Genomic DNA, 13943 nt, shown 5'->3' on the forward strand with positions numbered 1-13943 from the left:
ACTCCCCCTCTGACGATCGCTGAGGGCAAGCGCACTCGCGGCGTCATCAAGTTCTGCTGCAACTATTAGACATCACCAAGTCTTGCGGCCGGATTCCGAGAGCACCGCACCGCGCAACCCGGGCCAATTGCGTGCCGTCACGGTACAAAGCACGAACACTGTTGCCGATTCCATTTCGATGGACCATCTGCTATAGTCGATAAATCGAACGTTCGCTCAGTAGCTGACTGGGTCGCCGCACGGAGTATCTCCGTCGGGCCCCGGGTCGACCTCGGGCGAACGCGCGTAATGCTGTGTCACCGGCGACCGCGGCAATCCGACTTGCCGCTGCACCGGTGAGTCAACCAACAGACCGAAGCAGTGCAGAACAAAATGGGAGTGATGCAATGACCGGAGGACGAAACCGTAACGGGTTCCCCAGTTCTCGCTTTCCTGAGGGATGGTTTCCGGTGTCCTGGAGTCATGAGCTCGCGGCTGGCGAGGTTAAACGCCTCCACTACTTCGACAGCGAGCTGGTGCTGTGGCGCGGCGCCAACGGCGAGGCCTATGTACAGGACGCCTTCTGCCTTCACCTCGGCGCCCACCGTGGAGTCGGCGGTTGGGTCGTCGGCGACGACCTGGCCTGTCCCTGGCATGGTTGGGAATGGGACGGCGACGGACACAACACCCGGATCCCCTACTCCGGGGAGGGCTGCAAGCCCAAACTGAAGATCCGCACCTATCCGGTGCGCGAGTGGTGCGGCACAATCGTGATCTGGTATTCGGAAGATTCCGACAAACAACCGTCGTGGGAGCCACCTTTGGTGCCCGAGTACGGCCGTAAAGACTTCTTCGACATGCATCCCTTCAGTTCGAAGGTGCACCGCACGAAGACCCATGTGCAGATGCCCATCGAGAATGCGGTCGATCCGGCGCACATTGCCTACATCCATGGCGCGGGCGAGATCCCCAAGCAGGTGAGCTTCCACTCGGAGGGACCCTGGTTCCAATCCAACGTCTCAGTCGTCTACGGCGCCGGCAAGAAGAGCACCGCGTTCACCCCCAACGGTCCCGTGGAGGCGCTGGTGGAGATGAACACCTACGGCATTGGGCTGTCGCTGATCCGGTGGGTTGATCCTGTTCCAACGATTCAGGTCACCGGCTTCATCCCCGTCGACAATGAGTACATCGACTACTACTTTGCCCAATGTTCTCAACAGCCGGAGGGTGCGGATCCGACCAAGCCCGAAGGGCCCGGCGTCAGGTTCGTCCAGGTCCAGCAGAAGGTCATCGAACAGGACTTCCCGATCTGGGCGAACATGACCTACCTGCAGCGCCCGCACTTCGCCGCTGAAGAAGCCAAGGCGTATTCGGCCATGCGGCGTTGGGCGGCGCAATTCTATCCCGCCGAGGATCACGACAGGATGATCGCGATGGCCGGCGGTCCGGAGTAGCCCGCCATCCTCACCTGCCATGTCGTCATCGAATGCATGCCCGACGATATGCACACCACCGGGTCAACAGTGGCTCACTCGTGCCGGGATGACTTCAGTCGAAGGCATCTCACCACTGCGCCAGCGTCGTGAAACGCCTTGGCCGACCGGAATCAATCACTTACAGGAGACCTGATGGTGAACGGAGCGGTTCACACGAGCAACAGATTTAAGCTATGACAGGCGATCTCAACCTCGGCACGCTCGTTCGCGCGGTCGCCGAGCGCGTTCCGCAACGCGTGGCTGTGCGCCAAGGCGAGCGAGTATTGACCTACGCCGAGTTAGTCGATCGGTCGACGCGCCTGGCCCGGTACCTCAACGACCGTGGCATTGGACACTTCGCGGACCGATCACAACTCAGAGGCCATGAATCAGGTCAACATCTGCTCGCGCAGTACCTGCACAACGCGCCCCAGTTTATCGAAGGCCTGGTGGGCTGCTACCTCGGCCGCGTGGCCCCTTTTAACGTCAACTACCGCTACACCGCCGACGAGCTGCGCTACCTGTTGCGCGACGCGGCTCCGACGGTAATCCAGTACCACGCCGCATTCGCCCCGGTCCTGGCGGAAGTCTTACCTGACCTCCCCGGCGCACAGATCCTGCTGCAAGTGGCCGACGGCAGCGGAAACCCGCTGCTGCGCGGTGCTGTGGACTACGAGGAAGCGCTGGCATCAGCCACACCCGAAGTGCACCAAGATCTTTCGCCTGACGACCTCTACGTGATCTACACCGGTGGCACCACCGGAATGCCCAAAGGGGTGCTGTGGCGCCAAGGAGACGCCGCCGTCGCGACCCTGGGTCTTCGCGACAAACGCGGCGACCGGGAGTGGACCGACATCCGCGCTGCCCTAACCGCGATACGCGCCGATCCGGCCCGTGTCTTGCCGTGCGCGCCGATGATGCACGGCGCCGCGCAGTGGGCCGCGCTGGGGGCGGTGTGCGAAGGCAACACGGTGGTTTTCCCCGAACATGCGCAACGTTTCACTGCCGCCGATGGTTTGGCAGCGGTGGCCTCCCACCGTGTCACCGTCATCACGCTTGTCGGCGACGCTTTCGGGTGGCCGCTGGTGGAAGAGCTGCAACGCGGCAACTATGACGTGTCGTCGTTGCGGGTGATCGTCTCCGGCGGCGCGGCGCTCCATGCCAGTTGCAAGCAGCGGTTAGTCGAGCTCATTCCCGGTGTGCGGGTGGTCGAGAACATCGGCTCATCTGAATCGGGGATTGTGGGCAGCCACGTCAGTGCTGATGCGGTCTCGGCCGCTGAGGTGACGTTCACCCCGGACGACTCGATGTTCGTGGTCGCCGAAGACCTCAGCCACTTCCTAGAGGCCGGCCACGACGGCGTCGGATGGCTGGCGCGCGGCGGCCGAATCCCCTTGGGCTATCTCGGTGATGCCGACAAGACCGCGCGCACCTTTCCTGTTGTCGAGGGCATGCGGGTGACCATTTCGGGCGACCGTGCCCGGTTGCTGGCCGACGGCCAGGTACAACTGCTGGGGCGCGACGCACTGACGATTAACACCGGCGGCGAGAAAGTCTTCGTCGAAGAGGTCGAAGCCGTCCTCAAAGACCATCCCGACGTCGCCGACGCGCTGGTCTGCGGGCGGCCCAGTGAGCGTTGGGGTTCAGAGGTCGCCGCCGTGGTGGTCGCGCCGTCGGGAATCGACGAGCCAGCAGTGCTGGACTTCTGCCGCAGCCGGCTCGCCCGGTACAAGATCCCCAGGGTCCTGCATGTCGTCCCGCGCATCGTGCGCAGTGACACCGGCAAACCCGACTACGAGTGGGCCGTGCAAATCGTGAGCGAGCTCGGCGCTCCAGCTCCTCAGGACTCACCACCAGAGTCGGCGGCCACCGGCACGCTGAAGGAAGGAAGTTGTTCATGAGCACTACATCGTCGGCGGTGATCGTTGACGCGATGCGCACGCCGGGCGGCCGGCGGCATGGAAACCTGTCCGGGTGGCACCCCCTTTGATCTCGGCGCGGACATCCTCAAATCCCTGGTCGAGCGCAATCGGCTCGACCCCGCACTCATCGGTGACGTAATCATGGGCTGTGTCACGCAGGTGGGCCATCAAGCCTTCAACATCGGCCGCAGCAGCGTGCTGGCCCCGGGTCTGCCCGAGAGTGTGCCCGCCACCACCATCGACCGTCAGTGCGGCTCGTCACAGCAGTCGGTGCACTTCGCCGCACAAGGCGTGATGGCCGGTGCCTACGACATCGCGATCGCCGCCGGTGTGGAGGTCATGAGCACTACTCCTATGGGCGCCTCCAATACGCCGGGGTCCTACGTCTACGGCCCAACGGTGCGCAAACGCTACAGGCCGGTCGGGGGTCTTGTCCCGCAGGGAATCTCAGCTGAGATTATCGCTGACCGCTGGGACCTGTCACCCGAACAGCTCGACGAGTACGGCGCGCGGAGCCAGCAGCGCGCCGCTCGCGCGCTCGACGAGGGCCGCTTCCACAACGAGATCCTGCCAGTGGCTGTCAAGCGCCGCGACAAGGACACCGGCGAGGTCACCGAGCAGGGCATCGCTGAGTCCGACGAAGGGATCCGGTCCGGAATCACCGCCGAATCGCTGAGCATCCTCAAACCATCGTTCAAACAGGGCGGCAAGATCACCGCCGGAACGTCCTCTCAGGTTTGTGACGGCGCCGCAGCCGTTCTCATCACCAGTGAAGCCGTTGCCGAGCGCCTCAAACTCACACCGCGAGCGCGGGTACATACCTTCGCCCTGGCCGGGGTCGATCCCGTTTCGATGCTCACCGGGCCGATTTCCGCGACCGAAAAAGCTTTGAAGAAGGCCGGGTTGACCGCAGCCGACATCGACGTCTTCGAAGTCAATGAAGCCTTCGCCTCCGTGGTTTTGGCCTGGGAGAGAGAGATTCACCCCGATATGGACCGCGTCAACGTCAACGGCGGCGCGATCGCACTCGGTCATCCGCTGGGCACCTCGGGCGCAAAGCTCATGGCCACCGTGGTCAACGAACTCGAGCGCACCGGCGGGGCCGCTACGGCCTGCAAACCATGTGCGAAGGCGGCGGCCTCGCCAATGCCACGATCATAGAAAGGATCTGACCATGAACATTGAAGGTGCATCGGCCATCGTCACCGGTGGAGCGTCCGGTCTCGGTGCCGCCACCGCCCGGGCGTTGTCTCAACGCGGCGCCCGGGTCGTGATACTCGACCGACAAGAAGACGGCGGCCGCAAGGTCGCCGCCGAATTGGGCGGAATCTTCGCCCCCGCCGATGTGTCCGACGAAGAGCAAGTACAGGGCGCCGTGGACGCAGCTGTGGATCTCGGCCCGCTGCGGGTGTTGGTCAACTGCGCCGGTTTGGGTCCGCCGGGCAGGATTGTCGACCGCGAGGGAACACCGATCCCGCTGAACAAGTTCGACTTCGTCGTCCGGGTCAACCTCATTGGCAGCTACAACTGCGCGCGTCTGGCGGCTGCGGCGATGACACGGTCAGAACCGTTGGAGGACGGTGCTCGTGGCGTCATCCTCCACACCGCTTCTGTGGCCGCATTCGACGGGCAGATCGGGCAGACGCCCTACTCGGCAGCCAAAGGTGGTGTGGTGGCAATGACATTGCCGATGGCTCGTGATCTCGCGCTGCACGGGATCCGGGTGAACACCATCGCGCCTGGCCTCATCGACACCCCGATCTATGGAGCCGGTGAAAAGGCCGACGCCTTCAAGTCAAAACTTGGCACCAGCGTGGTATTCCCGCAACGTCTCGGATATGCCGACGAATTTGCCTCTCTGGCAGTGGAATTGGTGACCAACAGCTATATGAACGGTGAGGTCGTCCGGCTCGACGGCGCCATCCGTTTGCCGCCGCGGTAGTTGAAAGCGCAGGAGTTCAGTTATGAGTGATGAAGTGCTGGTCGAACAACGCGATTCGACCCTGCTGATTGCCCTTAACCGTCCGCGGGCGCGCAACGCGATCGACACCGCGGTCAGCGACGGGTTGTTGGCCGCCGTGGAACGCCTCAATCGCGACGCCTCCCTACGCGTCGGGGTGCTGACCGGGACCGGCACAGCGTTCTGCTCCGGTATGGACCTCAATGCGTTCGCCAAGACCGGAATGCCAGATGGTATCGGCCATTTCCTGCGCGACGGCAGCGCCGAGAAGCCGCTCATCGCCGCGATCGAAGGCTACGCCCTCGGCGGCGGCCTTGAACTGGCGTTGGCTTGTGATCTGATCGTGGCGGCCACCGGCGCCAAGCTGGGGCTTCCCGAAGCCAAGGTGGGGCTGTTCGCCGCAGGTGGGGGCTTGTTACGGCTACCTCAGCGCATCCCGGAAAACGTGGCCCTGGAGATGGCGATCACCGGTGAGCCGCTCAGCGCCGAACGCGGCTACGAACTCGGGCTCATATCCCGGCTCACCCAGCAGGGCGCCGCGGCCGATGAGGCGTTGGCGCTCGCGGAGCTGATCGGCCGCTGCGCCCCGCTGAGCGTTGGGGCGTCGCGGCGGCTGGTGCGCCGGCGCAGCGGTATCGGCGACGACGACTTCTATACCTATCAGAAGCCTCTGCTCAAAGCGGTATTCCGTTCGCAGGACGCCAAAGAGGGCCCACGCGCCTTCGCCGAGAAACGCCAACCGCAGTGGAGCGGCACATGAGCGCTGCGCCCAACCGAAACTTTGGCCACACCCAGGAAAGGACCGAGGATGCTTCGTTGGTCAGATGAGCAACTGATGTATCGCAAGGCGGTGCGTCGCTTCGTGGAAACTGTGGTAGCTCCACAGCGCGAGGCACTGGAATTCGACGGTGTCCCTCCATTCGACATTCTGCGCAAGTTCTACGCCGAATTCGGGGTGGCTGACAGTGCGATGGAGCGTTTCGCGGCAACGATGGCCGGGCAGAAGCCGCCACGAAACGCGTCGGAGAAACTCATTCCGCTGCTGGAGTTCTCCCGGCACTCGCCAGGTCTGGTGACCGCGTTGGGTGCCAGCATCGACCTGACCGCAGGGGCGATCCTGCGCAGCGGCAGCGATGAGCAGAAACGGCGCTGGGTTCCGGATCTGCTGTCACTGGCCAAGATCGGCGCGTGGGCGCTCACCGAACCGGAGTCGGGCTCGGATGCTTTTGGGGCTATGCGATGCACCGCACGAGCGACCGAGGGGGGCTGGCTGCTCAACGGATCCAAAACCTTCATCAGCAACGCGCCCTACGCCGACACCATCGTGTTCATCTGCAAGCTCGACGACGGCAGGCCCGCCGCCCAGCGCAAGATCATGACCTTCGTTCTCGAAAAGGGGATGCCCGGGCTGTGGCAGAGCGAACCGCTGCGCAAGATGGGGCTGCATTCCTCACCCACCGGTGAGCTGCGCCTGGACAACGTTTTCGTAACCCCGGACCGACTACTCGACGGGCCCGGGCCGAACACGGGTCCCGCCAAATCCGCCGAGCCGTCCGGATCGGCCGCCAAGGCGACGTTCGCGATGGAGCGGGCGAGCATGGCGGCTAACGCCTTGGGCATCATCGAGCGTTGCTTGGAGCTGTCCGTTGACTATTCGAAGACCCGCGTCCAATTCGGCAAGCCGATCGGCGACTACCAGCTCATCCAACTCAAACTGGCCAAGATGGAAGTGGCGCGACTCAACACCGAGAACCTGCTGCTGCAGTACATCGCGATGTCGGATGCCGGACTGCGTCCGAGCCTGGCCGAAGCCTCGGCGATCAAGCTCTACACCGCCCAGGCCGCCATGGAAGTCGCATTGGAGGCGGTCCAGATCTTCGGTGGCAACGGCTATATGGCAGAGAATCACGTTGAGCAATTGTGCCGCGACGCCAAGATCCTGTCTATCTTCGGCGGCACCGACGAGATCCAGGTGCGCACTATCGCGCGCAGTCTGCTCGCGGAGGCCCAGTGACCCAGTGGGATTGGGGGGCCATACTCTCCGACGAGCGTCCCGGCGGGCCGCTGGCCGGCGTGCGGGTCATCGAGGTTGGCGGTATCGGTCCCGGTCCGTTCGCCGCGATGTTGTTGTCCGACATGGGCGCTGACGTCGTCCGGGTCGATCGGCCCGCCGATACCGCCAAGCCGGATGCCGTGCTGCACAGGGGGCGCCGCATGCTTGAGGCCGACCTAAAAGATCCGGCAGACCGCGATGCGGTGCTGCACCTGATCGCCGAAGCCGACGTTCTCATCGAGGGGTTCCGTCCCGGAGTAGCAGAACGGCTTGGGCTGGGTCCGACTGATTGCTGCGCCGTGAACCCCCGACTGGTATACGGGCGCATGACCGGCTACGGACAAGACGGGCCGCTGGCCCAAGCCGCCGGCCACGACATCAATTTCATCGCCGTGGCCGGCGCGCTGGGGGCGATCGGCGCCGACGCGCCGGTACCGCCGCTCAAGCTTATCGGCGACATGGGCGGGGGAGGCATGCTACTGGCGTTCGGCATCGCCTGCGCGCTGGCCGAGACGCGTCACTCGGGTCAGGGTCAGGTAATCGATGCCGCGATCGTCGACGGAACCGCGTTGCAGCTAAGCATGATCCACGACATGCTGGCCAACGGCACCTGGACCGACACCCGCGACAGCAACACCCTCGACGGGGCGGCTCCGTTTTACACCGTCTACCGGTGCAGTGACGGCGGCTACGTGGCCGTCGGCGCCATCGAGAAGCAGTTCTACGCCAACCTGCTGTCGCATCTGGACCTGGCCAGTGACCCGCTGTTCGCGCGGCAGTGGGATCGCTCGGCCTGGCCGGCGGCCAAGGCCCGACTTGGGCAGGTGTTCGCGAGCAAGGCCCGCGACGAGTGGACCGCGCTGCTGAACGGCGCCGACGTCTGCGTCTCCCCTGTGCTGTCACTGCGGGAAGCTGTTGACTACACGCCGAATACAGCGCGAGCGGTCTATGAGCTCGACAGTCGGGGTGCGTTCCAGCCCGCGCCGGCACCCCGATTCAGCCGCACCCCGGCCGGGCGGAGGTGGCATCCAGCATCAACGCCGTCAAGAGTGCCGTCAGAAGTGAGGACATAACCGATGTCGCCTGAGTTCAGCACCCTCGCAATCGAAACCACTGCGGGTGTACTCACAGTGCAGTTCAACCGGCCCGACCGCGCCAACGCCGTCAATTCCGTGATGCACGACGAGATTCTGGCGTTTCTGCGGTGGCTGCCCGATCAGCGCGATGTCGGCGCCGTTGTCCTCACCGGGATGGGGCGGTTCTTCTGCGCCGGGGGAGACATGGAACTCATTGAGCAGACCCGCAACGCCGATCCCTGGGCCACCGCACGCGCGATCGGCGATGTCAGCAAGATCGTGCGTGAGTTCCTCGAAGTCCCTCAACCGGTGATCGCGGCGGTAAACGGGGCTGCCGTGGGTCTGGGCGCCACGCTGGCGTTGCTCAGCGATCTGGTCATCATGGCCGACACCGCAACGATCTCCGACCCGCATGTGCGGATGGGAATCGTGGCCGGCGACGGCGGCACGGCGGTGTGGCCGGCTTTGGTAGGGCCAGCGCGCGCCAAAGAGTTCCTGCTCACCGGCGACGTTGTCGACGCGCCCACCGCCGAACGGATCGGTCTGGTCAACCGCGTCGTGCCCGCCGGCGGGGTTGTCGCCGAAGCGCACGCGTTCGCCGCACGCCTGGCGGCCGGCCCTCGACAAGCCATCGCCTACACCAAGCGGGCGATCAACGCCGCACACGCCCGCGATGCAATCCCCAACGTTATGCTTTCGGCGTCGTTCGAAGCCCAGAGCATGAAAGAGCCTGACGTGGTTGAAGGCATGGCGGCCTTTCAAGAGCGGCGAACGCCGTCGTGGCCCAGCGCCGCGCCAACCATCCCTGCTACGTCGAGTTCCTGATGATCATGGAACTCCGCCGATTCTGCGAGGGTTCGCCGCTGGGGATGTGCGACCAAACCACGATCGTGACACCGTGGTCCTCCGGCATGACGAATGCCAAGAAGAGCGATGAAGCAGCCCGCTGCGGCCCCAGACGGATTCGGCCGTACGGCGTGGCGCCATCCGTCTGGGACGCCAGTCACCTCGTCGAAGTCAATGTGTTCAGACGGCGCCATGTTGTCGAATTCACCTGGCGTCGTCGGCGGTTTGAATGGTCGCGCCGGCCCGTTTTGTGCATCGCGGTAGAGGTGGGCTACCCGGTGAAGGCGCGCTGAGATGCCCCCGACGGCTCACCGCACCCATCGATGTCGGTGATCAGTCCGGCGGATGCGTCGGTCGGCATCCATCACGACACCCTGGCTGGCGGGCAGTCTCTCTGCGCAACTTCACCCGCACCCGCGCTGTGTAGACGGGCATGGTGAACTAGCCCCCGGCGTGTTGTTCATGCTTGCCGACATTGTGCTGGCGCGCACCAGTTCTGGGTGAACTGGCCACCTGCCAGCACATCGCGACGAGCAATCTGCACCTGGCCGTCATCGCTCGCCCCACCATCGCCGATGCCGTCACCGACGGAGGAGTCCGCCGTCGGCGGACCTCATGGACCCAACAGGACGCCTGCTCGCCACCGCCACGGCACGTTTCGCCGTCCTGAAATTCAGTAGCGCGGCCGCAGCCACCGTGCGTAGCTCACGCCCGGGCCTCAACATCTCCGGCAGCGACTACACCGGTGCCCGGTTCAAGAGCAGTACATTTCGTGCGCCCAATCGAAGCGGGCGCAGCGGAGACGGGTTTTGGCCGAGATAGTCCACATCGGAACACCTTTGGCTCCCACCCGCGCGTCACTGCACATACGCGAGGTGCGAACGGCCGTCGTCATCGACCTGCTGCACGCGCCGCCGCGCAAATTCACCACTTGGACGCAAGAAACACACCGAAGCGATTTCGCACACGGTGACACTGGAGGGCCACCAGCTACGCACTCGACCCGTCTGAGGGTGCGGCGCACCGGTCCGGCGAACCGTCAACCCGTGACGTGGGGCGAGCAAGCCGTCAGCACTGGGCTGGACGAGCAAGCTAGCGTACGATGCGCGAGGGATTGACTTCTCAAATTTGCGGGGCGGGCGATACTTTGGTGTCGTCGTCGGAAGGTCGATACATGAAGTTGCCATGATCGAGCGCGACCCCCACTGCGGTCGTCGTCCTGAACACCGCGCCGCCGTCGACCCGCCAAATCGCTACTGTCAATTGGTCGCCGGGAAACACCGGCGCGGAAAGCCGCGCGCTCATCGAACCAAACAGTTCAGGTTGACCGTCGCACAGCGCGCCGATCAACGCGCGGCAGGTGTATCCAAACGTGCAAAGCCCATGCAGGATTGGGCGGGAAAACCCCAATTCTGCTGCGGCCGCGGGATCTGAATGCAGAGGATTACGGTCGCCGCACAGCCGATAGATCAGAGCCTGCCCCGGCCCGACCCCCAACTGCACCGTCGAGTCAGGCTGTCGAGCCGGGGCTTGCCACAGCGTGTGCGGACCGCGTTCGCCGCCGAAACCACCTGCGTTGCGGACGAACAGGCCGGATTCCGCCGTGGCTACAGGGCTGTCATCACCGATCAGATGGAGTTGGTAGACAGCCCGGATAAGCGCGTCGCGTCCTTTGTCGTAGATCGCGGTGACAGTCGAAGTGCTGAAGGCCTCTCCGTCGACGGGTAACGGACGGTGCAGTGTGAGCCGTTGGTCAGCATGCAGGACCTGCGACATCTTGATTGGCCCCACCGCGGGAAGGTCCCTCTGCGCCAAAGTAATTGCGAATGTCGGCACGATACGCTGGTTTACGCCGCGGGTATTTTCGGTGGTGAAGCATAATTCAGCCAGCGGGTCCTCTTGGCCCGCGCCGATGCCAACCGCATACAGCTGCGCGTCTTCGGCCGACCATGACACCCGACGCGGGGACCCAACGCGTCCGATCACGCTCAGGTCAAGTCCATCTTTCGACGTATGGTCGGATGTCAGCATCTGGCTCCTCACGGCGGTAACAAAACATGTTCTGCAGGTGCGCACGTTGATCGTCGGCAGGCCACTGGACCACGGTTGACAGCGGAGCACTCGACCAGCACGATAGCAGATGATCGTACGTTCGATCTGCACAAGTTTCGTGGCGCTGGACGAAGTGCTCGGCTGCCGGAAGGGCAACGAAGGATGACACGGGAGAACAATTGCGCTCGATCGCCGCGCCCGCAGATCCTCGATGTGTTCCAGCTCGACCAAGCGGCGACTGATGTTTGGCTTTCGCGCGCCGCCGACCCGGTCGGCGGACGGCTGTTCGGCGGGACGATGATTGCGCAGGTCTTAGCCGCCGGACGAGCTGCGATGCCAGGCCTTACCTACGCAGACAATCTTCATGTTCAATTCCTGCGGGCCGCTGCGGGTGACGTCCCGTGTGAATTCCGCGTCCAACGCACATTCGACGGAAAGTCGTCAGCCTTGCGCTCGATCTCGGTGAGCCAGCAAGGTTTGCCGGTGGCGATCGGAACCGTAGCGTTTAATACTCCGAGTGACAGCTGGACGCATGGACATAAACAGCGGCCCCCAGTGTTGCCCGACAGCTTGCCAAACGCCATGCCGCACACGGCGCGAGCCGTGCCACCGGACGCTTTCGACATACGCTTTTACGACGAGCGTGTCGACGGCGTCTTCACCAGACGATTGTGGTTCCGCTCGCTTTATGCGCTGCCTGACGACCCCATCGTTCACGAATGCGTGCTGTCGTTCATCAGCGATCTCTACTTCTTCGAACCCATAGTCGCTCAGCACGGCTTTCGGGGCAATGACCGCAGGATCCGATTCGCGACTACCGACCACGCGATGTGGTTTCATCACATACCCCGCACCGACGAGTGGTTAGTCCTTGAATCAAGCTCGCCCGTCGCAGGAGGCGGTCGAGGATTGGTCACCGGTGAGATTCGCACGCTGGACGGCCGCGCCGTGGCCACTGTGGTACAAGAGGTCGCCGTGCGGATGGCGCCCGCGCCATCGCGGTAGTCGAATGGCGGTAGGCCCGCCAGTGGCTCCTATAGTCCGCCGAGAATCGTTGCAGGAGACGGCGGATTCGCCGTCTCCTGCGCCTTCAGGGCCGAGCACTCGTCCCGCGGCAGCAACGGCGATCGTCGTCACACGACCCCGGGAGGGCGTAATCGCGGGCCCGTTGGCGCTTCACGCGGCGCTGCGCGGCAATGGCGAAGCGAACCGATCAGTTGGTTCACTCTCGGATGGACACGGGTCGGGGGATTCGGAGATGTGGAAGGCGAGGTCGCCAGTTCCGGGGGTTCGTGAGCCGAGCGTCGCGAACACCCGCAAGGATCAGCGATGAGGTACCGAAGAGCACTCCAACGATGGGGCAGAAGGCACCAACGCCAGCGGGACGCCGATCGCGGCGGGCGCCTACACTCTCGACGGGGTGCCGGGACAACGTCGCCCTGCGGGTCGAGCACGCGGTAGGCACAGATACCTAGGGATTCCTGAGGGCATGTCCAATCGCCTACTTGCCCGTGAACTGCGGCGAACGCTTCGCGAACGTCGCCGAGATAGCCTCGGACAGGTCCTTGGACGGCAGGAACGCCGCGTTCCATGCCGCAACATAGCGCAGGTTCGCCGCTACTGCCGAAATGCGTTGCTGGTCAAGGACATCCTTGATGCCGTGAATGGTCATCGGCGGATTGGCTGCGATCTCGGCGGCGGTGGCGTGCGCAACGGTCAGCGAGGCCTCGGCGTCGTCGAACACGTCGTTGACCAAGCCGATCTTCTCCGCACGCGCGGCGTCGATGTCCTTACCGGTCAGCGCCAGCTCGCGCAGGTGTCCGTCACCCAGAATGAGCGGAAGTCGGGCTAGGCTGCCGACGTCGGCGACCGCCGCCAGCTTCACCTCGCGGACTGAAAATTTGGAGTCGGCGCTGGCATAGCGGATATCCACCGCCGAGATCAGATCAACACCGCCGCCGATGCACCAGCCGTGCACCGAGGCGATCGTCGGGGTGCGGCAGTCGGCGACGGCACTGATCGCCTGCTGCATGCGCAGCACCTCGGCGTGAAAATCGGCGCGCGGTCGAGCCTGCGCACCCTCGGCCAGGATCGGACCAAGTAACCCACCCATCACCGACACATCCAGCCCGTAGCTGAAGTTGTCGCCCGAGCCGGTGAGCACGATTGCGCGCACATCGCGGTCGGCTCCCAGTGCGGTGAACACCTCCGGCATCTCCGACCAGAACGCCGGGCCCATCGTGTTGCCCTTGCCCGGTCCTATCAGCGTCACCTGCGCCACGTGACCCCTTGTTTCGACGGTGACGGATTCGTACGGCTGACCCATGGGCAGACCGTACCAAGGACATGTGATCCCACCCGCGGCCCGGCTCCGATTCGCCGCCACCGACGAACTGGCCAGCGCAGCAGTCACACTCGGTGTCCTGCAACGCGTTTAGGCCGTGCACTACCGATGGCAGCGGGTTACTTGCGTTCCGCGGCGGAATCTGATTCGATCAATCGAACGTTCGCTCAGGTAACGAGGTGCCAGTGCCAGGATGTCTGCAGCTTCGGGAAATCTTTAACTCAATGACTCAACAA

General features: G+C 64.1%; 11 protein-coding genes and 1 pseudogene. 10 read left to right on the plus strand and 2 right to left on the minus strand.

Annotated features, from left to right (window positions below; all coding sequences use genetic code 11):
- The first annotated feature begins 335 nt into the window (after positions 1 to 335).
- From AU185_RS15950 to AU185_RS15990, 9 genes and pseudogenes are all read left to right on the plus strand, one after another.
- Positions 336 to 1433 carry a Rieske 2Fe-2S domain-containing protein gene (locus AU185_RS15950; RefSeq protein WP_156425545.1) on the plus strand — a complete coding sequence of 366 codons (1098 nt, stop codon included), beginning with the start codon at positions 336 to 338 and terminating at the stop codon, positions 1431 to 1433.
- 215 nt (positions 1434 to 1648) lie between these two features.
- A complete protein-coding gene (locus AU185_RS15955; protein WP_082683927.1) occupies positions 1649 to 3355 on the plus strand; it encodes an AMP-binding protein in 1707 nt (568 codons plus the stop codon).
- Positions 3352 to 4548 (plus strand): annotated as a pseudogene (locus AU185_RS15960) (thiolase family protein). Before AU185_RS15955 ends, AU185_RS15960 begins: the two are co-directional and overlap by 4 nt.
- 2 nt (positions 4549 to 4550) lie before the next feature.
- Entirely contained in the window at positions 4551 to 5318 is a 768-nt protein-coding gene (locus tag AU185_RS15965; protein WP_059101105.1) for an SDR family NAD(P)-dependent oxidoreductase, read from the plus strand.
- 22 nt (positions 5319 to 5340) lie between these two features.
- The gene (locus AU185_RS15970) at positions 5341 to 6096 is read left to right on the plus strand and encodes a crotonase/enoyl-CoA hydratase family protein (RefSeq protein ID WP_059101104.1); all 756 of its coding nucleotides are present in this window, start codon (positions 5341 to 5343) and stop codon (positions 6094 to 6096) included.
- A gap of 48 nt (positions 6097 to 6144) precedes the next feature.
- Positions 6145 to 7350: an acyl-CoA dehydrogenase family protein gene (locus AU185_RS15975; RefSeq protein WP_059101103.1), complete on the plus strand. Its 1206-nt coding sequence runs from the start codon at positions 6145 to 6147 to the stop codon at positions 7348 to 7350.
- The gene (locus AU185_RS15980) at positions 7347 to 8462 is read left to right on the plus strand and encodes a CaiB/BaiF CoA transferase family protein (protein ID WP_082683928.1); all 1116 of its coding nucleotides are present in this window, start codon (positions 7347 to 7349) and stop codon (positions 8460 to 8462) included. Before AU185_RS15975 ends, AU185_RS15980 begins: the two co-directional genes overlap by 4 nt.
- A 3-nt stretch (positions 8463 to 8465) precedes the next feature.
- Positions 8466 to 9290, plus strand: a complete 825-nt coding sequence (locus tag AU185_RS15985) for an enoyl-CoA hydratase/isomerase family protein (RefSeq protein ID WP_059156987.1) — start codon at positions 8466 to 8468, stop codon at positions 9288 to 9290.
- Positions 9245 to 9604 (plus strand): hypothetical protein, encoded by a 360-nt coding sequence (locus AU185_RS15990; protein ID WP_059156988.1) that lies wholly within the window; start codon positions 9245 to 9247, stop codon positions 9602 to 9604. Before AU185_RS15985 ends, AU185_RS15990 begins: the two co-directional genes overlap by 46 nt.
- Positions 9605 to 10433: 829 nt before the next feature.
- Here the strand turns inward: AU185_RS15990 and AU185_RS15995 are convergent.
- Positions 10434 to 11342 carry a MaoC family dehydratase gene (locus AU185_RS15995; RefSeq protein WP_059101099.1) on the minus strand — a complete coding sequence of 303 codons (909 nt, stop codon included), beginning with the start codon at positions 11340 to 11342 and terminating at the stop codon, positions 10434 to 10436.
- A gap of 183 nt (positions 11343 to 11525) precedes the next feature.
- Between AU185_RS15995 and AU185_RS24770 the strand changes: the two genes are divergently transcribed.
- Positions 11526 to 12368 (plus strand): acyl-CoA thioesterase, encoded by an 843-nt coding sequence (locus AU185_RS24770; RefSeq protein WP_172800245.1) that lies wholly within the window; start codon positions 11526 to 11528, stop codon positions 12366 to 12368.
- Between the two features lie 496 nt (positions 12369 to 12864).
- Here AU185_RS24770 and AU185_RS16005 read toward each other — a convergent pair whose 3' ends face one another.
- Positions 12865 to 13689 carry a crotonase/enoyl-CoA hydratase family protein gene (locus AU185_RS16005; RefSeq protein WP_059101097.1) on the minus strand — a complete coding sequence of 275 codons (825 nt, stop codon included), beginning with the start codon at positions 13687 to 13689 and terminating at the stop codon, positions 12865 to 12867.
- Between the last annotated feature and the right edge of the window lie 254 nt (positions 13690 to 13943).

Source organism: Mycobacterium sp. GA-0227b, from assembly GCF_001499855.1.
Classification (GTDB): domain Bacteria; phylum Actinomycetota; class Actinomycetes; order Mycobacteriales; family Mycobacteriaceae; genus Mycobacterium.